Origin of the sequence: Herpetosiphon giganteus (genome assembly GCF_016907925.1) — a bacterium.
GTDB lineage: Bacteria > Chloroflexota > Chloroflexia > Chloroflexales > Herpetosiphonaceae > Herpetosiphon > Herpetosiphon giganteus.
Window position 1 is genome coordinate 137,030 of the sequence record NZ_JAFBCZ010000012.1, and the last position, 21,200, is coordinate 158,229.

The following is a 21,200-nucleotide window of genomic DNA, read 5'->3' on the forward strand; positions in this document are numbered from 1 at the left end:
GGCAATCGCTATGCTGGAGGAGATTTTCGCTCCGCAATCGGTGGCTGTGGTGGGAGCATCTCCCGATCCATCACGTCTTGGTCACCGTGTCCTCAAAAATGTTATTGATAATGGCTTTCAAGGGCGAATCTACCCGATTCATCCCACCGCCAAAGCAGTTTTAGGCCAAACGGCCTACCCGTCGGTCGCTGCTGTTCCCGATGAAGTTGAATTGGCAGTTTTAGTTATTCCACCGCAGCATGTGCTTAACGTCGCCGAAGAGTGCGGCCAAAAAGGCGTGCGCGGTTTAGTCGTAATCACCGCAGGTTTCAAGGAAGTAGGCGGTGAAGGGGTGAAGCTTGAACACCAATTGGTAGAGATTGTGCAACGCTACGGCATGCGCATGGTCGGCCCCAATTGTCTTGGTGTGATTGATACCGTCAGCCATTTGAATGCTTCGTTTGCAGCATTAATGCCCGCTGATGGCGAAATTGCCTTTATGTCGCAGTCGGGCGCGGTTTGTACCGCCATCCTCGATTGGAGCAAAGAGGCGAATATTGGCTTTTCGCGCTTCGTCAGCCTTGGCAATAAATCCGATGTTGATGAAGTGGCGCTGTTGCAGGCCTGGGGCAACGACCCACAGAATAAAGTCATTTTGGCCTATCTGGAAGGTATTTCCGATGGCCCGGGCTTTATTCAGGCCGCCCGTGAAGTGACCAAACGCACGCCAGTGATCGCGATCAAAAGCGGCACGACGGCTGCTGGCACGCGGGCAATTTCCTCGCACACTGGCTCGTTGGCAGGTAGCGAAAGCGCCTACGAATCGGCCTTTGGCCAAAGTGGGATTGTGCGGGCGCGCACGATGGAGCAATTGTTTGATTTTGCTTTAGTCTTTGCCTATCAACCCTTGCTAGCAGGCCCACGGGTGGCAATTGTTACCAACGCTGGCGGCCCGGGCATTATCGCCACCGATGCGATTGAGCGCGATGGTTTGCAAATGGCCGAATTTACCCCCGCAACCATCAGCCACTTGCAAGCCAACTTACCGCCAACCGCCAATGTCTACAACCCCATCGACGTGATTGGCGATGCTAAAGCTGATCGCTATCGGACAGGGATTGAAATGGCCTTGGCCGACCCCAATGTTGATGCGGTGTTGGTTTTGTTCACGCCGCAAGCTGGCAGCGAAGCCGAAGCCACGGTCGAAGCCATGGCCGAGCTTTCAGCCAACCAAAGCAAGCCGATTGTGGCGAGCTTTATGGGTGCATATAGCATCAAGCCAGCGCTCAAATTGCTCAATCAACATAAAATTCCCAACTACGAATTTCCCGAACGGGCCGTGGCCGCCTTGGCTGCAATGTGGCAACATCGGCGCTGGCGCGAACAACCAGCCCTGACCTATGCCCGTTTTGATGTCGATAAAGACCATGTGCGCGATTTGTTTGCCCAAGTGCGCGAGGCTGGGCGAGTTGAGCTTGGCGAAATTGAGGCCCGCGAAGTGATGGCGGCCTATGGCATGCGCTTGCCCGATAGTCGGCTGGCCCGTTCGCCTGAAGAAGCCGCCGAAATCGCCAAGGAAATTGGGTTTCCGGTGGTGATGAAAATTAGCTCGCCCGATATTCTGCACAAAAGCGATATTGGCGGCGTGCGCGTGGGCATTGCCGACCCCCAAGCAGCCAGCGATAGCTACGAGTTAATCGCCTATCGTGCGCGTAAATTCAGCCCCAACGCCCGAATTTGGGGGGTGTTGGTGCAGGAAATGGCGCGTAAAGGCCGCGAAGTGCTGGTTGGGGTCAGCCGTGATCCGCAGTTTGGGGCATTAATTGGCGTGGGCATGGGCGGCATTTATGTCGAAGTGCTCAAAGATGTGGTGTTTCGACTTGCGCCATTGAGCCGCGAAGAAGTGCGCGAACAACTGCGGGCAATTCGTTCGTTCCCATTGTTGCAGGGCGTGCGGGGCGAGCAAACCGCCGATTTGGAAGCCGTCGAAGATATTGTGTTGCGGGTCAGCCAATTAGTCAGCGACTTCCCCGAAATCGTCGAAATGGATATTAATCCGTTGGTTGTCTACAACCGTGGCGAAGGCGTAATCGTGCTCGATGCCCGCATTATTCTGCAAGGATAGATTGAAAGGATGAGGGATGAAGGATGAATTATGAAGCGCAAGAATCGATCATCGATGGATGATCCAAGCTATCTTCATCCCTAATCTCGCATTATTTGATAAATGCTCGATGGAAAGGATGAGTTTTTCATCCCTCATAATTCATCCTTCATCCTTTTGATAAAGGAGTTTCGCTATGGCAACGCTGTATGTTGCATCAACAGAATCATATGTTGGCAAGAGTGCAGTTTGTGCTGCCTTGCTGCGCCAACTCAAGGATCGCCAGATTGATGCTGGCTATATGAAGCCAGTCAGTGTTTCGGTAACCCATACCCCAGAAGGCGCGTTTGACGAAGATGCTGCTTTTATTCGCGAGAGCTTTGGCCTGAGCGAGCCGTTGGAGCAAATTGCGCCAGTGCTTTTGCGCCGCACCACCATCGAAAGCATTTTGCGCGGCGAGCAGCACGATTGGGCTGGTGCGGTGCAACAGGCATTTCAAAGCATCAGCAATAATCATCAAGTAACAATTGTTGAAGGCACTAATAGCTGGGCCGAAGGCTCGTTGGTCGATCTCAGCGCCGATCGGGTGGCCGATTTAATCGACGCGCCGATGGTGTTGGTTTCGCGCTATCGCACCACCCTGACCGTCGATGCGATTTTGTCGGTGCAACGCTTCGTTGGCAAACGGCTCAAGGGCGTTATTCTCAACCAAATCGAGGAAACTCGGCTCGATTTTGTCCAATCGCACGTCGTGCCATTCCTTGAGCAACGTGGGATTGCGGTGCTGGGCTTGTTGCCGCAAGATATTGCGCTCTCTGGGATTCCAGTTGAGGATTTGGTTAGCGAGCTTGGCGGCAGCGTGATTGGTGCTGAGTATGGTCAAGGCAAAATCGTCGAGTCGTTGATGATTGGGGCGATGGGCGCAGAGGCAGGTTTATCGCACTTCCGCCGCCGCGCCAACAAAGCAGTGATCACAGGTGGTGACCGCACCGATTTGCAACTGGCAGCCTTGGAAACCTCAACCAATGCCTTGGTCTTGACTGGCAACTTCCGCCCGCAGCAATCGGTGATTGATCGCGCTGAACAACGCAACGTGCCGATCATCACGATTGCTGATGATACTTTGACTGCGGTTGAACGGATTGAAAACATGTTTGGCCATGTGCGCTTGCACGAACGCACCAAACTCGAACGTTTCACCAAACTGATGGCCGAGCGCTGCGATTGGCCACGCTTGGATGCGATTTTGGGCTTGTAGTTTGCGCAACAAAACCCCCGTGTTCTATGTTGAACACGGGGGTTTGCTTTTTAGCCTTGAAGCAAAAGATTGAGCCTAGCGGTAGCGCCATTGTTCGTAGTGTTGGCCGACGTTGCCCATTTCTACTTGCCAATCGGCGGGATTGCTAGGCGTGTAGGTCAGCACGCGGCGCTCAAACGCCTGTACCAACACAGTTTGCTCAACGCCGCCAACATAGACTTTGGCCCAGTAGGCTTCGCTGATCGGGTAGCCCAAGGCAAAGACCCAATCCATCACTTGGCCTTCTTGGACTTTGCCGTTTTGATTGACCAAGCCTTGGCGATTGACAAAATTCCAGAAGGCGTTGGGAATGTTGTGGCCAGTTTCGGGCACGTAATGCACCAATTTGGCAGCATCGTTGAGGTTGCCAGCATAGGCACTAACTTTGCCGCTACGGGCTAATTGTTGATCGGCGAATTGGCCAGTGCGATTGCTGGTTGCGCCAAGCAAATTGCTAAAGCTCGCATAGGTTGGAGCCGAAGCATCGCCTAAGTCGCCAGCAATATTAATTTGGGCTGGGGTGCGCTGCACATAATTGCTATCGCCAATTTGAATTTGGCCTTGGATCAATTCCTTGGCCAACAACCCGTTGGTCACAAACCATTGGCTTTGGCGGTCGCTCTCGAAATCGCTAATTTCCATCCGCGATTTATCGAAATATTGTACTTGGCGCAAACCACCAGGCGATTGATCGTAGACTTCGGCGCGAGCTTGGCCGCTGTTTGGCCCCCACAACCACGAGCGCACAGCTTGGCCGCTGGCCACTGGCGAATCGGCGTGCGTCCAAACTTTGTTGAAGGCTGGATCGGCAAATTTGCCATTGCTGCGGGTATCGAAGTTTGGCAATTTGTTGCCCGAAAAATTGGTTGGCGTTGGATAGGCCGAGGTTGGCGTACGGGTTGGCGTGCCCGTTACCGTGCCAGTTGTCGTCGGCGTGCGCTCATCATCGAAGGTTGGAGTCAGATCATCCTCATCGAGGGTTGGCGTAATTTCGCCATCATCAAAGGTTGCGGTTGGCTGCATCGTTGGCTGGCCTTGGTTGGCGTTGCTCTTGATTTGGAAGGTCAAGGTGTAATCGATAAATTGATTGCCAACATCGCCCACGTTCTTGACTTGCACAAAGTAGAAGCCATCGACGACTGGCGCGAAATCGATCCGCGAATCTAAGCCCGATTCATAATCGTCGTTGAAATCGATAATCGTCGTGCCATCACGATCAGCCAGCACCATCACCGTATCGGCACCAACGCTGAGATCCGAGGTAAACAGCGAATAGATTTTGCCCGATTTGCCGAAGAATTTGACCCAATCTGCATCGCCGCGTGGGCACAAACGATGGTTGGGATGCACTTCGCCAACCACAATCAAGGGCGCGATTTCCGGCAAACCATCTGGCTCATACAAATCTTCACAGATTTCGGGGATGAGCGTTGGCGTAGGGCCGTAGCTCTCGCTGTTGAGCACCACCGTGTAGAGCGCGTCCACAAAGCCGCGTCCGGCGGAATCGCGCACTTTGATATAGTATTGGCCGTTGGCTGGCGCGCGCCACGATTGAATCCGTGGTTTGATGTCGCTGGGATCGTTGTTGCGTGGAAAGTCGTCGTTGAAGGCCAATTGATTGCCATTGCTATCGTAAAGCGTCAACGAAAGGTCAAGGCCATCGGTCATTTGCGAGACATCGATGGTGTAGACTTTGCCCTCTAAACCGCCAAACAAAAGCCAGTCTTCGTCGCCAACCGGACAAATTGCATGAATTTGTGGCACATCGACTTCAATTCGGCGCGCTTGGCTACGGGTGTTATCTGGCTCGAATTTATCGTTGAGCGTGCCACCGCTACCGTTACACACTCGCCCTGGCGTACCAGTCGTCGTGGCAGTCGGCGTTGAAGGAGTGGGTGTATTAGTGCGAGTTGGAGTTGCGGTTGGAGCTACGACATTAAGCCGTATATCAGCAGAACGAATAATATTTGAAACTGTAGCTCGTGCTTGAATATTGAATGTAAATAAACCTCTAGCTGTTGCTGGTATCTGAATATTAGCAACAAAACTTGTGGATTCACCCGAAGTAATACCTGGTAATGGGGAGTTTGCTGGATTAAATGTTATCGTCCAGCCTCCAGGTGTATTTGGTTGTAAATAAGTATAGGTTTCTTGCGTGGTATTATCAGGTGCGGTTGAGCTATTACGGACAGTAAAAATAAGTTGAAGAGTTTGTCCTGCAACCGCATCCTGATCAACAATGCTTGGATCGATAAAAAAACTAGGAGCATTTGGTGCTTGGGGCTGAACTTGGGGCGGCGTGACAGGCCGCGCCCACACGCCAAGCGGCGTTAATAGGCCAGCGAGCACCACAAACATCAATAAACGCATCCGTTTCATAGGCAACTTCTCCGCTTCAAGGCAGGTGATTAATTGAAAGACATAGGGTTAAAAAGAGCAGCATTGCTATTCTGGCCCATTATAACGTCAAATATTGATTTTGGGGCAAGCGTTTAAAGGTTCCCTCACCCCAACCCCTCTCCCGTCCAACGGGCGAGGAGCTTTAAACCGCTGGTTCTTGCGTAATGCGTCGGTGAACAATGGATTCCCTCACCCCAACCCCTCTCCCGTCCAACGGGCGAGGGGCTTTAACGCGCTGGTTCTCTCCCAATTCCTTGGCGAAAAATGGTCGGCTCCCCCTCGCCCGCATTCAGTGGGAGAGGGGGCTGGGGGGTGAGGGGATCTCACTTACAACTGGTTAATCATGTTGTTTTCGAGAATTGGCTGAGGCGCACCGTTTTGGGCCACGCGCAGCATGGCTTGGGCCAATTGATCAGTCGTGGTCACATATTGGGGCATAAATCGTTTCAATACAGGATACAATGGGCCAATCAATCGATAGAGCAACCGATAGAGCCGCGTTTTTGAAACCACGCCATGTTGTGGTTGAATAAAGCCCGGGTGTAGCATAAAAGCCTCAAATGGCAATGCCAACAAGGCTTGCTCGGTTTGGCCTTTGATTCGTGCCCACATTGTGCGCGAATTGGGATTGGTTCCAGAGCCAGAAACATACAAAAAACGCGATTGTGGATTGAGTCGGGCCAAGGTTTGAGCTACGTGCATCGTTAAATCGTAGGTAATTGAACGATAGGCTGCCTCAGTCATGCCTGCCGCCGAAACTCCGAGGCAAAACAAACAGGCATCATAGCCAACTAATTCATGTTCAATCGAGGCTAAATCATAGAGATTGCAATGCACAATTTCGCCAAGCTTGGGGTGGCTTTGGCCAGTCGGCGTGCGACCAACACACAACACTTGTTCAACCGCCGGATTCAACAAACTCTCGCGCAACAGCCCTTGGCCAACCATACCAGTTGCCCCAAAAATAATTATTTTCATCGGCAGTTCCTTTGATTTTACGCTAAAGCCTAAAAGCCTTAGCAATCCACAACCTAAATATTAGGGGGTGCAGAGGGATGAAAACCCCTTGCGTTCCCCGCCTTGAGGCGGGGCGGAGGGGTGGTGATCAATCACCATCCACAGATTGTTTCGAAAATACAAAAACTTTATTTAAGCCTAGCACGATTTACTGCCAAACGACAGCCAAAATTAGTGCGAAGAAAAACGGTAGCCGCAAGCCCCAACCATCGTTATACTGAATTCAGTCAATCGGTCATAACCACAGGAGTGTCGCAATGCAACAACTAATGCTCGAACAAGTCGCAACGCCGATTGGCGATGTGGTCATTATCAGCAGCCCTCAGGGCGTGGTGTATCTCGATTTTGGCGATAATCAAGCCCGCTGCCAACGCTTGCTGAGCCAACGTTATGGCTCATTTGAATTAATGCCAACCTCTCAAAGCGATTTGAGCGCAGCAGTTGCCCGCTATTTTGCTGGCGATCTGGCGGCGCTTGATCTAATTAAGGTCGATCTGGCTGGCAGCGAGTTTCAGCGCAAAGTTTGGTTGACCCTGCGCGAAATTGGCGTTGGCCAAACCATGAGCTACGGCCAATTGGCGGCCAAAGTTGGCACGCCCAGCGCTGCCCGTGCCATCGGCATGACCAACGGCCTGAATCCGATTAGCCTGGTTTTGCCCTGCCACCGCGTGATTGGAGCCAACAAAAGCTTGACTGGCTATGCTGGCGGCTTGGAACGCAAACGCTGGTTGTTGCGCCACGAAGGCGCTCAATTTAAAGATCTGCCCAAGCAAACGAGTTTTGAATTAGTCTGAAAGCAGCAAAAATGTTAACTGAAATTGAGCCAATACTTCCAAGCCACAACGAAATGGTTGCCCATATGTTGCAATCGGATGCCAGCTATAACGGCAAATTTATTACCGCTGTCAAAACCACAGGCATCTATTGTTTGCCAAGCTGCCGTGCGCGCAAGCCCAAGCCCGAGAATGTTGAGTTTTTTCATAATCCCAATGCGGCGCAAGGGGCGGGCTATCGTGCCTGCAAACTCTGTCGGCCTGATGATTTTTATCGCGGCTTCGACCCTGAAGAACATTTAATCGAGCAATTGATCGCATCTGTGCTGGCCCAACCTGCTGCGTTTAGCGATGTTAAGGCTATGGCCCAAGCAGCGGGCGTTGGCCAAACCAAATTATTCGAATTGATGCGGGTTTATTATCACACCACGCCAGCAGATTTGCTGCTGCATGCCCGCATTGAGGCTGCCTGTGCTTTATTGTTGCAGAACGACCAAACGATTATTGCGATTGCCAATGAGGTTGGCTTTGATAGCCTTTCGAGCTTCAACGAAAATTTTCGCAAGCAGACGTTGCTCACGCCAAGCGATTATCGCCGCATACCCGAAACTGGCCATTTTAGCCTCGCCTTGCCAAGCGATTATCCAAGCCGTCAAATTTTGGGCCAACTTGGCCGCGATCCAGTCAGCTTAACTGATCGGGTTGAGGATCAGACGTGGCTTAGCACGTGCCGCTTGAATGCGCAAACTGGGGTTTTGCTCAGCGTCACAATCAACCAGCAGCATGCAGAATGTTCAATCGTGGAGCAGCCAACGCTCACGCCTAGCGACTATGCCACAATTCACCAGCATATCGTCGCTGGCTTGGGCTTGCGCAACGATCCTAGTCGCTTCGAGGCCCACGTTGCCAAAGCGCCAGCACTTTTGCCCTTGATTGAGCAACAACGCGGCCTGCGCATGCCCTTGGTGCATAATCCGTTTGATGCCTTGGTTTGGGCGATTTTGGGCCAGCAAATCTCGCTCGCAGTAGCTTATCGCTTGCGCCAACGCCTAACTGCGCTGGTTGGCCAACCATTAATCAATGATTTTTACCTTGCGCCAACGCCAAGCGCCGTTGCTGAACTAAGCGTTGAGCAATTATTGCTGTTGGGCTTCTCCAATTCCAAGGCGCGCTACTTAATTGATACGGCGCAGGCGATTGTGGCTGGAACTCTGCCCTTGGCCAGCTATGGCAGCAAATCGGCCACGCGGATCGAGCGCGAACTGTTGGCCTTGCGCGGCATCGGCCCATGGACAGCCCAATATGTGCTGATGCGCTCGTTTGGCTTTAGCGATTGTGTGCCGGTAGGCGATAGTGGCTTGACCAGTAGTTTGCAGGCATTTTTTCAGCTTGAGCAACGGCCTGATCGTTCAACAACGCTGGCCTTGATGGCCGCCTTCAGTCCTTATCGCAGCCTAGCAACCTTTCATCTCTGGCAGCGCTTGAAGCCAATGTAACGAAGTTTTGATCCACGAAGGGGATGAGGCTATGGGCTATGGGCTATCGGAACAAGTGTTGGTATTGCCAAGCAATCTCCGATAGCCTCAAGCCTATAGCCTATAGCCATTCATTACCTTCGTGCTCTTCGTGGATCAAAATGCCATTACGTTGTTGGCCGCAATTGCGTGGCTGGGTAGGCGATTGCCAAGACGCTGCCTTGGCTGGCCTGGGCTAGTTGTTCGGGGCTGACCAAGTTGGGGGCAATTTCAGCCAGTGGTCGCAGCACAAAATCGCGCTCGAACATCCGCGGATGGGGAATGATCAGATCAGCGCTATGCAATTGCTGATCGCCATACACCAAAATATCGAGATCAATCGGGCGTGGCCCGTAGCGCAAGCCTGGCCGTCGCCCACAATCGTGTTCGATCTGTTTGAGCAAGGCGAGCAGCGCATGCGGCGCTAAATCGGTCGTGCCAGCAACCACCGCATTCAAAAACGGCGGTTGATCTTCTACATAGGCGGCGGCTGTTTCGTAGACGCTCGAATAGCTGGTTAATTGAACTGCTGGCGCTAAGGCAGTCAAGCCAGTTTGCAAGTTGGCGAGCCGCTCGCCTTGGTTGCTACCAATCGCTAAATACACTGTGGTCACACTGGCCCCTGTCGTTGATCTAAGGCTCGCAGGGCATCGCGGTAGCCCATTTCAAACAAAGCTTGATGATTTTTGCCCTCATAATCGACGATCCATTCTAAGGGCATGAGTTTTTGCGGCGCAATCACCAATGGCTCGGTCACGCGATAGGGCATCGTGCCCGGCCAGCGCAATGATTGGTCGCCAGTTTTTTCGGCAGCTGCGGTCAGGCGATGGGCCGCTTCGGCAATTTGGTTATAAACTTTGAGTAGTTTAAACGATGCGCGATACGAAGCCAACAAGGCCCAATCAAGGGTCAACCACAACGATTGCGCCAAATCGCTAGGCATGGCTTCGAGATGTTGATCGCCATCGTTGGGGTCGGCATCCCACGGAGTCATCATCACTACAATAATTTCTACATCGCCGCCAGCATGCTCAATGACTGGGCCAAGCGGCGTATTGGCCAACACCGCGCCATCCCAATACATATCATCGCCAACTTGAGTCCACGGGTAAACCGCCGGAATGCTCGACGAAGCCATAATATGCTCGATATTGAGCTGATCTTGGGTTTGACCATCGAGTTTATGGTTGCAAAATACCCGCAACGTGCCGCGTCGCACATCAGTGGCGGTCAGCAGCAAGGTTGGTGCAGCTGGGCTATTAATGCGTTCGAAGTTCATCCATGTGCTGAGTGTGCGTCGCCATGGCGCGGTATCGAGCAAACTTTTGAATGGCGTTGTGCTAAAAATGCTGCGAAATTTATGCCAAAAGCTGGGGCTATGCAAATTGCGATCAGCCTCAGGCGTTTCCGCTTCAATCTGATCATCGCCGCCATGCTCGTCAGAGGTCAAAATCGAGCGTAGCAAAAAGCGCATCAGCGGGCGGCTAATCGTCGGCAGATCGTTTGAAAGCTGTTGCACATCCTCGGAGTGCATATGCAGCCAGCGTTGGCGCAGGTCGGCCACGGTCATGCCTGAGGCGAGGGCCGCGCCATTCACTGCACCAATTGAGGTGCCAGCAATAATATCTGGCCCTTGGCCATCGCGCATCCAGCCGCGTTCGACCAGCGCTTGCATTACGCCAACGTGATAGGCTCCTCGGCCCCCGCCCCCAGAAAGCACCAAGGCTTTTTTCGTCATAGCACCCTCGCAGCTTGGCAAAACTCAAATACACCATTGCTCAATGTTCGGCAAGGCGTTTGCATCTGTCAGTTATTGCAACGTGATTTAGAAGATGTCTTCCTCGTCTTCGTCGTCGCTGATGCCAAGATCAAGCAGCACCAAATTATTCAGGGTTGGCGAATGGCCAAAGGCTTCTTGGCTACTGCGGGTTAGTTGGTTGCCCCACAAATCAAGCTCTTGCAACTGGCCAAGATTGTTGCTGTTGGCCAAACTGGTTGCACCAGCATCGCCAATCGCATTTTCGGCCAGATACAGCACTGCCAAATTGCCCAAGCTTGTGCTGGTGGTCAAGGCTTGCACGCCAGCATCGCCAATCGCATTATCGTTGAGCAACAAGGCCTTGATGTTCGTAACATGTGCTGATTGAGCCAAGGCAGTTAAGCCTTCATCGCCAATCGTATTCGAGCGCAAATCGAGGCGTTCGGTGTTGGCCAGCACTGGCGAGTTGGCAATTGCGCTAAGGCCTGCTGCATCGATATTGGTCGACGAGAGATTGAGGGTCACAATGCTGCGCAGATAGGGCGATTCGGCTAGTGCTTTGGCTCCAGCAACACCCACATCATTATCGCTCAGGTCAAGGTGGGTCAAATTGCTCAATTGCTCGTCGGCGGCAAGGGCTTTAATTCCATCAGGGCCAATATTGTTGTTGCTCAAATTTAGGGCAGTTAATTGGCTCAGATGTTGGGCGTTGGTTAGCGCAATAATCCCAGCATCGCCCAACTCATTGTGATCAATATCGAGCAATTGCAGGTTGACCAAGGCCTGGCCTGCGACTAAGGCCGCGCCACCCTCAGCGCCAAGTTGATTGCGATAGAGCCGCAGCTTGGTTAATTGGGTTAGGCTAGTCGAGGTACTCAAGGCTTGCACGCCAGCAGCGCCAATTCGATTGCGATATAGCTCTAGTTCGGTGAGTTTACTCAGGTGAGGTGATTGAGCCAAGGCAATCAGGCCTGCATCGCCAATTTGGTTGCGTTGCAAGCGCAGTGTGCGCAATTGGCTTAAGTGGGGCGATTGCGCCAGCGCGATCACTGCATCATCAGTTAATTGATTTTCACTGAGATCAAGCACGCGGACTGTGGCCATGTGTGGTGAGCGTGCCAACGTGTGAGCGACAGCATCACCCCAATTGCGACCATTGAGGGTTAGTTGGGTCACGCCAACTAAACGCCGTTCACGTAAGGCGGCCTTGAGTTCTTCGACGGTGGACACATCATCCAAGGAGACTATGTAATTTTTAAGCTTTGCCATCGTAACGACCTCTGTGTCGGGTTATTTCATTGTTGGTTCATTGTAGCATACTGCCCTTGGCGATTGATTCCCCCGCAATGGCTAGGCTACGAAGCGTATTCGTAAGGGGTGTTGCTGGTTCGCGTCAGCATTCGCCTGCTTGACGTTGCCTACACTCTACCGTACACTGCAAGCAGTCTACTCAGGAGTTGTATCCTATGCCTCGCGTAATTGCCGTCACCAACTTCAAGGGCGGTATTGGTAAGACGACTACCACAGTCAATGTAGCCGCCGGTTTTGCCATCAAAGGTGCCTCAGTGCTTGTGATCGATGTTGATCCACAGAGCAATGTGCGTATGTGTTTTGGGCATGCCGAACCCCGCCGCTCGCTGTACGATGTTTTGATCGATAATAAGAAAATTCCTGATTGTGTCGTGCAAGTACGCCCAAATATCGACCTACTTGCTTCGAGCGATGCCTTGTTGCAGGCGCAATCGGATATTGGCAAACGCCCAGATTGGGGTCGGGTGCTCGAAAATGCCCTGCGCCCTGTCGTGCGTAATTATGATTTTGTGTTGATTGATTGTAGCGCTTCGTTGACTGTGCTGAACTTAAATGCGCTGATGGCGGCCTCGGACATTATCGTGCCAACCGCCTTGGAGCACTTGGCCTTGCAAGGCTTGCGCCAACTTGGCCGCAATATCACCCGCATCAAAGGCACAATGGGCGCGCTGCGCATGATTATCCCAACCATGTTCGATGGCCGTAATCGCCAATCGCATCGCTTGCTCGCGAGCTTGCGTGAAGAATATGGCACTTTGGTTACTGATCCAGTGCGGGTTAATGTGCGACTTTCTGAAGCTACCGCCGAAGGCAAAACAATTTATGAGTATGATCCACGCTCGAATGGGGCGATTGATTATGCTGCCTTGGTCGAAAAGCTCAGCGAGGTGTTTAATTTCCAAGCCAAGCCAATGCCTGAGCAAGTTGCGCAACCTGTGAATAATGGCTTGCCGAACCCTGCCCGAACTGCTGCGCCAGTTGAAATTCCCCCGCCACCACAACCAGCGCTCGTGAGCAATTTGCAAGCTGAAGAAAAGCCCAACTTTCGTGGCCCAGTCCGCGAGGAATGCCCGCATTGTGGCAGGCCCTTAGAACAAGTGATGCTGGCAGGCTATCGGGTTTATTTTTGCGACCATTGCAAATACAAGCGCCAAGAATTGGCCTCTGGCGTGCGGCGCTAAGAATATTTATGCACTCGTTGTAAGCCAAAGACGATAGCAATCATCCAAATCGTAGCAAAGCCAAGCCTTAAACGGGCTAGGTTGGTTGGGCTGACTGTCAGCCATGAACCCAATAATTGATCAAGTCCACTGGCAATTAATTCAACTCCAGCCAAGTTTAGGCCAAATAAGCTAGCATAGATCGCGAAGGTGATGATTCTTCGCCGTCTGCCATTGCTGATGCGCCAGGCTAAAATAGCGCAGCCAAGCACTACAACGCCGCTGGCCAGCCAACTCCAAAATTCAATTGTCATTGAGATACCTTAAATCAAACACACCTGGGGAAGTATAGCATGGGGCAATTGCAAGGGGAGATAAAACACAACCCTGTGTCGAATCAATAACAATTAAGCTTATTGGCCGCAAAATGTGCAAACAGCTTGGGCTTGTGGCTCAAACGCTGCTGCCAATGGCGCAGGATTGATCAGGCTGGTTGCCAAAATCAACAACGCCAATGCGGTGATGATTGCCAGAGCCAATGTGCGATTGAATGGTTGGGTTTGGATGTTCAACATAGCCTGCCTCCGAATTAACATTGCGTTAGAACTAAGGCTAGTATCGCACCCTGCTGTGACAAACAGCGTCACACTGGTTTAGGCCTTTGTAAAGCCAAAAAAAAGCCCTACTTACGTGGTTCGTAAGTAGGTGCTATTGGCGCGACCGGAGGGACTCGAACCCCCGACACTTGGTTCCGAAGACCAATGCTCTATCCACTGAGCTACGGTCGCAACGCCTATAGAATACCCTAAACTAGGCTTTGTTGCAAATGCTAAAAACCAAACGCCCATGGAATTCCATGGGCGTTCGGCTGTTCTCAATGCTGTGTGGAGGAAACCGAGGGCGAACTGGCTTATTTGGTTAAGGCTTCGCGAGCGCGTTCAAGCTCGGTGTTCAAGCGTTCTTCGCCTTTGGCGCGCAAGTTGGCAATCACATCGTCAACGGTTTTGCCATTGGCTTGCGCCACTTGCTCCAAGGTTTTGCCTGCTTGTACTTCGGCTTTGACTTGCTCAACCGTCAAGCCGGTTACTTCAGCGGTTGCTTGCACCAGCAAATGCTGGCCCCGCCCGCCGCGACCTGGGCCTTTATTGCCAACCACGCCTTTTTGGTTCATCAGGGTTGGCGCTTCGGTTTTGGCGTTGCTCAGGCGTTCGGTTTTTTGGGCTTCGGTGATTTTGCCGCTGCTGACTGATTCGTTCAGTTTGGTTTCTAATTGGGCCACAGCTGCATCAATGACTGCTTGTTCGCTGCTGCCGTTGGCGGTGGCGATTTCGGTCAATGAAGCGCCTTCAACCAACTTGGCGTGTACATCAGCAGCCGACAGTTTGGTCAAGGCTGCGGTTTGCTCAACCAATTGATGATGAATGCCCATGCCGCCGCGTTGACCCATACCCCCACCACGTCCGCCACGCTTGCCAAAGCCAAAGCCTGGGCCTGGGCCGACGTTTGTGCTGTCAGGCGTGGTTGGCTGAGTTGTGGTGCTATCAGGCGTGGTTGGGGTTTGGGCGCTGGTGTTGGTTAAGCGCCCTCCAACAAACACTAAGCTAAAAGCGATTGCCACAATTGCTAGCCATTTTCCGATTGTTTTCATACTGCCTCCGTTGTGTCGTGTTTTTCGATATGGCTTGAGCATACACCACTGCTGTGAAGAATATATGAAGTACAAGGATGAAGGATGAATTATGAGGGATGAATGCCGAAAATCAGAAGGCAAAAGGCAGAAGGCAATAGCCTCATCAAACATAATTTAGCTCAATCTGTGGCTAAACAGCCTTCGCGTCCTTCGCGTTCTTCGCGGTTACAACTTCTTCGTGCGCTTTGTGGATCAACTATTGTGCAGACTTTGATTAGATCTGTGGCGTATAGCGCTTAAACAACCGATATGGAATAAAATAGAATTGAAAGATACATTGAACGAGATAACTAAGAATAAATGTAAGAATTTTTGTGTGATCATAATCATCTATAATCAACCAATATGCTAATCCCACCCATAGAAATAGAACCCAAAATGCAATTAATGCTACGCTCTTGCGATAGCTATCGAGATTAACTTCCTTTGTTCGAAACCTATACCAAAGCACAACTGTATAAATTAAACCTGCAATTACATTCATTGGTAGGAAAATAAATAACCATGAAAGCAATATTAATTGAACGATTGATATTTGTTGAACTTCAGCGGGTGTTTGGGTAACAATATAGTGAATTGTGTAGATTAATGCTGCTATAATACTGGGCTTGAATTGCTGAGTCATCACGAATAATAGAAATTTTTTGAAATTTTGAATCAAAAATTGATTATTGCTATGATTAATTCTATACATTGATTGCGCTCCAGATCTTTTTTGGAGTTAGAAGCACAGTATAGAATTGAAATAAACTAATCGCTGTAACAAATCTGTAATAAATCTGCTAGCTAAAGCGCTCTTGCTTATCAATACTTAACGTTGGAGTACGTTATGCAAGTAGTAGGAGCAAGTTTATGCGACGAATATGCCAACGCTTATTGGGCTTTATGCTCATGATTTTTTTGCTGACTCAGCTGCCAGCAATGAGCTATGCCGAGCCGCCAACCGACCAGCCAAGCGATTGGTGGGGCATTGTCGTGCGCGACCCAGCCTACGAGTGGAATACGAATCCAGCCTATCCTAACGCCGTCAATCAAGCTTTTATCAATCGTATGTTTGATGAAATTGTGGCCATGGGCGGGCGCTGGGTGCGCTTCGAGTTTCACGGCACGTGGGATGGTTCAAGTTATGGCAGTTTTAATCTGGCTCAAGCTGATTATTTCGTTAGTGCTGCGCATAGTCGGGGCTTGAAGGTGCTGGCTTTGCTGGGAACCGATATTTTGCGCGGCCCGCAGGCTGGGGTACAGCATTTTGATGGCGGCACGGTTTCCGGCAGCATTCCAACCAGCAATCCCGACCGCGAGCTGAATCCCTGCCCAGCAGCGCCGATTGGCTGCGGTGTGAATGCTTATCAAAAAGCATGGCTCGAACGCGCGATCAGCATCGCCGATTATTACCGTGGCCGTATCGATGCCTATGAGATTTTCAACGAGCCAAATTTCTATTTTGCCTTGCGCGATGCCACGAACGGCCAGCAAGATGAGATGAATCCCTATTATCTGGCCCAAACGATCACCAAGTTGTATCGGATTTTGCGCGATGCCAACCGCAATGATCAAACGCCGCTGATCGTTGGTGGTTTGCACCCGTTGACTTCTAATGAATCGAATCGGACTGATCGCAACTATCTGCAAGCGCTCTATCAAGCTGCGCCGTTCAGCAATTGGGCCAATAGCCATAACGGCAAATATCCCATTGATGGCGTGGCCTATCATCCCTACCCAGCAGAGATGCGGCGCTTGGTCGATGATAACGACTTTTTGCCTTTGGTGGGGCCGCGCTTAGATAGTTTGGTTGCGACCATGCGCATGTTTGATCAAACCAGCAAACTTTGGCTGACCGAAATTGGCACTCGTGGCGACCCAACCAATGCCAATGAGCTGCAACGCCAAGCAGATTTTATGCGTCAATTTGTCGCAACGATTTATAGTCGCCCAGAAATTGCTAACTGGTTTTGGTTTAAATATGAGGATTTTCCGCCTGCCAGCGAGGCTTGGGGTGTGGTGCACATCAATTACGATAGCAACGGAGCCTATGATCTGAATGGTGCGGTAAGTTTGTATAAACCAAGTTTCTATGCCTACCGCGATTTAGTGCACAATTTTCGTCAGCGGGTTTGGATTCCACAAGTGCTCAATAACGTTAATTAGCGCATTCTGACGGCCTAAAACCCGTTTGCAGGCCAGCAGCAACAGGCTGCTCAATTCGACCGTGTGTGCTATAATCGAAGCAAACAACTGCCAACGAATTGAGTACATCACTTGGGGATAGAGTAGCAATGTCAACGCGAAAATCTGCGCCAAAGCGCCAAAGTGGCAAAAAGCCAGCCGCAACTGCCCGCAAACGTGGCGCAGCCAAACCAACCATTACCCCGCAAATCCAGCTTTCCCAAAATCTTCAGCGTGAGATTTTTGCGGTTATTTTGGTGTTTCTGGGATTATTGACCTTGCTATTCAGTACATTTAGCGGCGATCAAGGGGTCATTGGCACGCAATGGAATACCGCTGTGGCCCGTGCTTTTGGCACTGGCAAGGTGCTGGTTCCGGTGGCGCTTGGCATTTTGGGCGGCTTGATGATCTTTCAAGAGCGATTTAGCGACAATCGCCTGAGCGGCGCGAATATTCTCGGCACGCTGATGGTGTTGCTTTCGCTTTTGATGCTGCTGGAATATCCTGGCTACGAGATTCATCGCGAACACCCTGAGTTTCATGTTGGGGCTGGCGGTGGCGTGGTCGGCCAAACCTTGCTTACGATCTTGATTAGCGGCATCGGCAAGGGTGGCGCATTGCTCTTTTCGGTTACCGTCGGCCTAATCGGCATTATGCTGACCTTTAATTTAACCTTGCGCCAAATTATGGCCGCGCTGTTGTATTACACTGGCGGCTTGCGTATTTTAGGCCGCCGCTTGGTTGGTGCGCCGGTGCAGCGTGCGCCAATGTTTGATGATTATCCCGAGGAGCATTACCGACCGCTGGAATTGCCCGCGCCTCAAGCTATGCCCAAGGTCAGCAACAAACGTCGTCAAGCGATTATTGAAGATACCACCAGCCAAGAAGTGATGCTTACGCCGATTGCCGAGCGGCCTGCGCAAGCCAGTTTGTTCAATCGCGATCTGCCTGACCCAAGCCGACCACCCCGCCGCAAAGAAGTTGCGCCGCCGCCGGTTGTGCCAACTACAATGGCTCCAACCAAGCGCCTCAAGCCAGCCAACACCGATGAAGCCAAGCCGAATCAAGCCAACGCTAGCGCCGAGGAAGCTGCTTTTATCGAGCCAGACGAAGCCTTGACCCATCGTGCATGGCCGTTGCCAACCCTGCCAACCCTCGATGATTTTGTCGAAGGCCAGATTGGCGATGAAGAAAAGCGCGAAAAAGCCCGTATCATCGAAGAAACTTTGGCCTCGTTTCGGGTTGAGGCGCGCGTGGTCGAGGCCAACACTGGGCCAGCAGTGACTCAATTTGCACTCCAGCCAGCGATCGGGGTCAAAATTAACAAAATCACCAGCTTGCAAAACGATTTGGCCTTGGCTCTTGCTGCACCATCGTTGCGAATTGAAGCACCAGTGCCAGGTCGCTCAGTTGTGGGCATCGAAATTCCTAACTCGGCGATTGCGACCGTGGCGATGCGCGATGTGATTGGCAGCGAAGATTTTGATGTCAAACGTGGCAAGCTCAAAATTCCGCTTGGCAAAGATGTTTCGGGCAACGTGGTGATTGCCGACCTCGCCAAAATGCCGCACTTGTTGGTGGCTGGCAGCACTGGCTCTGGCAAAAGTATTTGTATCAATTCAATCATTATTTCGCTCTTGATGAAGCACACGCCCAACGAGCTGAAATTCATCATGGTCGACCCCAAAATGGTCGAATTGATTGTCTACAACAACATTCCGCATTTGCTCACGCCGGTGGTGACTGAGCTTGAACGCGTGGTTAGCTCGCTCAAGTGGGCAGTGCGCGAGATGGAGCGGCGCTACAAGGTCTTTGCCAAGGGCGGTTTTCGCAACCTCGAAAGCTATATGCAAGCGGCGCGCAAACGCCCCGACCTTGAGCCAATGCCCTATATCGTCGTTATCATCGACGAGTTGGCCGACTTGATGATGCTCGCTCCCGATGAAGTTGAAACCTTGATTTGTCGCTTGGCCCAAATGGCGCGCGCCACTGGGATTCACCTAATTTTGGCGACCCAACGCCCATCGGTCGATGTCGTAACTGGTCTGATCAAAGCCAACTTCCCAACTCGGATTGCCTTTGCCGTGACCTCACAAATCGATTCGCGGGTTATTTTGGACACGCCTGGAGCTGAGCAATTGCTTGGTCGGGGCGATATGCTCTATCTGGCGGTCGATGCAGCCAAAGCAATTCGGGTGCAAGGCACATTTGTTTCCGATGGCGAAGTGGAGCGGGTGGTGCAATTCTGGCGCTTGCAAATTCCCCCAGAATTAGCCCAAGCGAATGGAGCCAATGCTGGCAATGCCACGAATGCCCAAGCAGCGCCAGCAGCCAATAGCCAAACTAGCATGGGCGATGTGTTTTTGCAGGCAGACGAGCAAGATGAACTCTTGCCCAAGGCGATTGAATTGGTGCGCCAACATCAACGGGCTTCGGCTTCGATGCTGCAACGACGTTTGCGAATTGGCTATAGCAAAGCTGCCCAATTGATCGAACTGCTCGAACAACGCGGCATTGTCGGGCCAGCCGAGGGCAGTCGCTCGCGCGAGGTGCTGAATCCAAATCAAGGTGCGCAAGCTAGCGACGAATAACGGTGATATTCCTGCACCTGTGGCGGAGAGCCTGCTACCCAGCAAATCGACGAAATCGTTTATCATGGGAGCATAGGCTATGCGGTTCTTGGTTCGTAGTACTGATAGCGCCCAGTTAGCCTATCACCTATAGCCTTGTACAAGGAGATCACTGTGAACAAGCAGACCATTCGTGATGTAGCGTTGAGCGGAAAACGAGCTTTAGTTCGGGTTGATTTCAATGTGCCTCTTGATGAAGCACGCAAAGTCACTGATGACACACGGATTCGGGCAGCGTTGCCAACGATCAACTATTTGCTCGAACAAGGTGCCAGCGTGGTTTTGATGTCGCACTTGGGTCGACCGAAGAAAAAAGTAGCCGAAGAATTTCGGCTCAAGCCAGTTGCCGATCATCTCCAATCACTGCTGGATGCCCCAGTGAACTATATTCAGACCACAACTGGCGCTGAGGCCGAAGCAGCTGCGAAAGATTTGCAGCCTGGTCAAGTGTTGTTGTTGGAAAATACCCGCTTCGACCCCCGCGAAGAATCGAACGACCCCGCCATGGCCGAAGAATTGGCCAAACTTGGCGATGTGTATGTGAACGATGCCTTTGGCGCTGCTCACCGCGCCCACGCCTCAACCGAAGGCGTAGCCAAATTCCTGCCTGCTGTAGCTGGTTTCTTGATGGAAGCCGAGTTGGCAGCCCTTGGCAAGGCCTTGGATGATCCTCAGCGCCCATTTGTCACCATCATCGGTGGTGCGAAAATCAGCGATAAAATCGGCGTGATCGAAAACTTGCTTGGCAAAGTCGATTCGTTGCTAATCGGTGGCGGCATGGCCAATACCTTCTTGCTGGCTCAAAACAAGGCTGTTGGCGATTCATTGGTCGAATCCGAGAGCGTGGCTGAAGCAGCCCGTTTGATCGACGAAGCTCAAGGCCGTGGCGTGAAATTGTTGTTGCCAAGCGATGTGGTTGTGGCCGATGCCTTCAGTGCCGAAGCCAATACCCAAGTGCTGAGCGTCGATGATGTACCCGATGGCTGGCGGATTCTCGATATTGGGCCTGAAACGCGCCAAACCTATTCCCAAGTTGTTAGCGAAGCCAAAACCGTGATTTGGAACGGCCCAATGGGCGTGTTTGAGCTAGAGCCATTTGCCGCTGGCACGCGCGCCGTTGCCCAAGCCTTGGCCGATAGCAGCGCAATCACCATTATCGGTGGTGGCGATTCAGTTGCAGCGATTGAGCAAATGGGCTTAGGCGAAAAGATGAGCCACATCTCAACTGGTGGCGGTGCAAGCCTTGAATTGCTCGAAGGCAAAGTGCTGCCAGGCATCGCCGCGCTCAACGATAAATAACGCCTTCGATTCATCCAGCACTCAGCCCCGCAGAACCTATGCTTCTGTGGGGCTTTTTGGTAGCGATAACCTTTAACCTGCAAGCATTCTTTGAGCTGAGA

At 51.7% G+C, this 21,200-nt stretch carries 16 protein-coding genes and 1 tRNA gene; 8 read left to right on the forward strand and 9 right to left on the reverse strand.

Going from position 1 to position 21,200, the window contains the following annotated elements:
- Positions 1–10 precede the first annotated feature (10 nt).
- Both acs and JOD20_RS13040 read left to right on the forward strand, forming a co-directional pair.
- On the forward strand, positions 11–2,104 hold the full coding sequence (acs, locus tag JOD20_RS13035) for an acetate--CoA ligase alpha subunit (RefSeq protein WP_204755673.1): 2,094 nt from the start codon (positions 11–13) through the stop codon (positions 2,102–2,104).
- 175 nt (positions 2,105–2,279) lie between these two features.
- The gene (locus JOD20_RS13040) at positions 2,280–3,341 is read left to right on the forward strand and encodes a phosphotransacetylase family protein (protein WP_204755674.1); all 1,062 of its coding nucleotides are present in this window, start codon (positions 2,280–2,282) and stop codon (positions 3,339–3,341) included.
- Positions 3,342–3,416: 75 nt separating this feature from the next.
- Here JOD20_RS13040 and JOD20_RS13045 read toward each other — a convergent pair whose 3' ends face one another.
- Positions 3,417–5,759, reverse strand: a complete 2,343-nt coding sequence (locus JOD20_RS13045; protein WP_204755675.1) for a pre-peptidase C-terminal domain-containing protein — start codon at positions 5,757–5,759, stop codon at positions 3,417–3,419.
- A gap of 348 nt (positions 5,760–6,107) precedes the next feature.
- Positions 6,108–6,758: an NAD-dependent epimerase/dehydratase family protein gene (locus JOD20_RS13050; protein ID WP_204755676.1), complete on the reverse strand. Its 651-nt coding sequence runs from the start codon at positions 6,756–6,758 to the stop codon at positions 6,108–6,110.
- A gap of 296 nt (positions 6,759–7,054) precedes the next feature.
- Between JOD20_RS13050 and JOD20_RS13055 the strand changes: the two genes are divergently transcribed.
- Both JOD20_RS13055 and JOD20_RS13060 read left to right on the forward strand, forming a co-directional pair.
- Positions 7,055–7,591: a methylated-DNA--[protein]-cysteine S-methyltransferase gene (locus tag JOD20_RS13055; RefSeq protein ID WP_204755677.1), complete on the forward strand. Its 537-nt coding sequence runs from the start codon at positions 7,055–7,057 to the stop codon at positions 7,589–7,591.
- A gap of 11 nt (positions 7,592–7,602) precedes the next feature.
- Positions 7,603–9,066: a DNA-3-methyladenine glycosylase 2 family protein gene (locus JOD20_RS13060; RefSeq protein WP_204755678.1), complete on the forward strand. Its 1,464-nt coding sequence runs from the start codon at positions 7,603–7,605 to the stop codon at positions 9,064–9,066.
- A gap of 146 nt (positions 9,067–9,212) precedes the next feature.
- On the opposite strand, the gene folK is transcribed toward JOD20_RS13060, so the two are convergent.
- From folK to JOD20_RS13075, 3 genes are all read right to left on the reverse strand, one after another.
- On the reverse strand, positions 9,213–9,698 hold the full coding sequence (folK, locus tag JOD20_RS13065; protein ID WP_204755679.1) for a 2-amino-4-hydroxy-6-hydroxymethyldihydropteridine diphosphokinase: 486 nt from the start codon (positions 9,696–9,698) through the stop codon (positions 9,213–9,215).
- Positions 9,695–10,822: a patatin-like phospholipase family protein gene (locus tag JOD20_RS13070; RefSeq protein WP_204755680.1), complete on the reverse strand. Its 1,128-nt coding sequence runs from the start codon at positions 10,820–10,822 to the stop codon at positions 9,695–9,697. Before JOD20_RS13070 ends, folK begins: the two co-directional genes overlap by 4 nt.
- Positions 10,823–10,909: 87 nt before the next feature.
- Positions 10,910–12,112 carry a leucine-rich repeat domain-containing protein gene (locus JOD20_RS13075; protein WP_204755681.1) on the reverse strand — a complete coding sequence of 401 codons (1,203 nt, stop codon included), beginning with the start codon at positions 12,110–12,112 and terminating at the stop codon, positions 10,910–10,912.
- 197 nt (positions 12,113–12,309) lie between these two features.
- On the opposite strand from JOD20_RS13075, the gene JOD20_RS13080 reads away from it, so the two are divergent.
- On the forward strand, positions 12,310–13,335 hold the full coding sequence (locus JOD20_RS13080; RefSeq protein ID WP_204755682.1) for an AAA family ATPase: 1,026 nt from the start codon (positions 12,310–12,312) through the stop codon (positions 13,333–13,335).
- Here the strand turns inward: JOD20_RS13080 and JOD20_RS13085 are convergent.
- From JOD20_RS13085 to JOD20_RS13100, 4 genes are all read right to left on the reverse strand, one after another.
- Entirely contained in the window at positions 13,332–13,628 is a 297-nt protein-coding gene (locus tag JOD20_RS13085; protein WP_204755683.1) for a hypothetical protein, read from the reverse strand. The genes JOD20_RS13080 and JOD20_RS13085 overlap by 4 nt on opposite strands.
- A gap of 99 nt (positions 13,629–13,727) precedes the next feature.
- A complete protein-coding gene (locus JOD20_RS13090) occupies positions 13,728–13,889 on the reverse strand; it encodes a hypothetical protein (protein ID WP_160319534.1) in 162 nt (53 codons plus the stop codon).
- A 137-nt stretch (positions 13,890–14,026) separates the two neighbouring features.
- Positions 14,027–14,102 (reverse strand) — tRNA-Arg (locus JOD20_RS13095).
- Positions 14,103–14,224: 122 nt separating this feature from the next.
- Positions 14,225–14,962, reverse strand: a complete 738-nt coding sequence (locus JOD20_RS13100; RefSeq protein ID WP_204755684.1) for a hypothetical protein — start codon at positions 14,960–14,962, stop codon at positions 14,225–14,227.
- 894 nt (positions 14,963–15,856) lie between these two features.
- Here JOD20_RS13100 and JOD20_RS13105 point away from each other — a divergent pair.
- From JOD20_RS13105 to JOD20_RS13115, 3 genes are all read left to right on the forward strand, one after another.
- A complete protein-coding gene (locus JOD20_RS13105) occupies positions 15,857–17,152 on the forward strand; it encodes a glycosyl hydrolase (protein ID WP_204755685.1) in 1,296 nt (431 codons plus the stop codon).
- 128 nt (positions 17,153–17,280) lie between these two features.
- Positions 17,281–19,761, forward strand: coding sequence for a DNA translocase FtsK (locus tag JOD20_RS13110; RefSeq protein WP_204755686.1), 2,481 nt, complete (start codon positions 17,281–17,283; stop codon positions 19,759–19,761).
- A 153-nt stretch (positions 19,762–19,914) separates the two neighbouring features.
- Positions 19,915–21,099, forward strand: a complete 1,185-nt coding sequence (locus tag JOD20_RS13115; protein WP_204755687.1) for a phosphoglycerate kinase — start codon at positions 19,915–19,917, stop codon at positions 21,097–21,099.
- The last annotated feature ends 101 nt before the right edge of the window (positions 21,100–21,200 follow it).

What these genes read in the sequence shown, in the direction of transcription:
- JOD20_RS13110 (WP_204755686.1), top strand. Translation starts at nt 17,281, where the DNA reads ATGTCAACGCGAAAATCTGCGCCAAAGCGCCAAAGTGGCAAAAAGCCA.
- JOD20_RS13085 (WP_204755683.1), bottom strand. Translation starts at nt 13,628, where the DNA reads ATGACAATTGAATTTTGGAGTTGGCTGGCCAGCGGCGTTGTAGTGCTT.
- JOD20_RS13060 (WP_204755678.1), top strand. Translation starts at nt 7,603, where the DNA reads ATGTTAACTGAAATTGAGCCAATACTTCCAAGCCACAACGAAATGGTT.
- JOD20_RS13100 (WP_204755684.1), bottom strand. Translation starts at nt 14,962, where the DNA reads ATGAAAACAATCGGAAAATGGCTAGCAATTGTGGCAATCGCTTTTAGC.
- JOD20_RS13075 (WP_204755681.1), bottom strand. Translation starts at nt 12,112, where the DNA reads ATGGCAAAGCTTAAAAATTACATAGTCTCCTTGGATGATGTGTCCACC.
- JOD20_RS13070 (WP_204755680.1), bottom strand. Translation starts at nt 10,822, where the DNA reads ATGACGAAAAAAGCCTTGGTGCTTTCTGGGGGCGGGGGCCGAGGAGCC.
- JOD20_RS13090 (WP_160319534.1), bottom strand. Translation starts at nt 13,889, where the DNA reads ATGTTGAACATCCAAACCCAACCATTCAATCGCACATTGGCTCTGGCA.
- JOD20_RS13050 (WP_204755676.1), bottom strand. Translation starts at nt 6,758, where the DNA reads ATGAAAATAATTATTTTTGGGGCAACTGGTATGGTTGGCCAAGGGCTG.
- JOD20_RS13080 (WP_204755682.1), top strand. Translation starts at nt 12,310, where the DNA reads ATGCCTCGCGTAATTGCCGTCACCAACTTCAAGGGCGGTATTGGTAAG.
- JOD20_RS13040 (WP_204755674.1), top strand. Translation starts at nt 2,280, where the DNA reads ATGGCAACGCTGTATGTTGCATCAACAGAATCATATGTTGGCAAGAGT.
- acs (WP_204755673.1), top strand. Translation starts at nt 11, where the DNA reads ATGCTGGAGGAGATTTTCGCTCCGCAATCGGTGGCTGTGGTGGGAGCA.
- JOD20_RS13105 (WP_204755685.1), top strand. Translation starts at nt 15,857, where the DNA reads ATGCGACGAATATGCCAACGCTTATTGGGCTTTATGCTCATGATTTTT.
- JOD20_RS13045 (WP_204755675.1), bottom strand. Translation starts at nt 5,759, where the DNA reads ATGAAACGGATGCGTTTATTGATGTTTGTGGTGCTCGCTGGCCTATTA.
- JOD20_RS13055 (WP_204755677.1), top strand. Translation starts at nt 7,055, where the DNA reads ATGCAACAACTAATGCTCGAACAAGTCGCAACGCCGATTGGCGATGTG.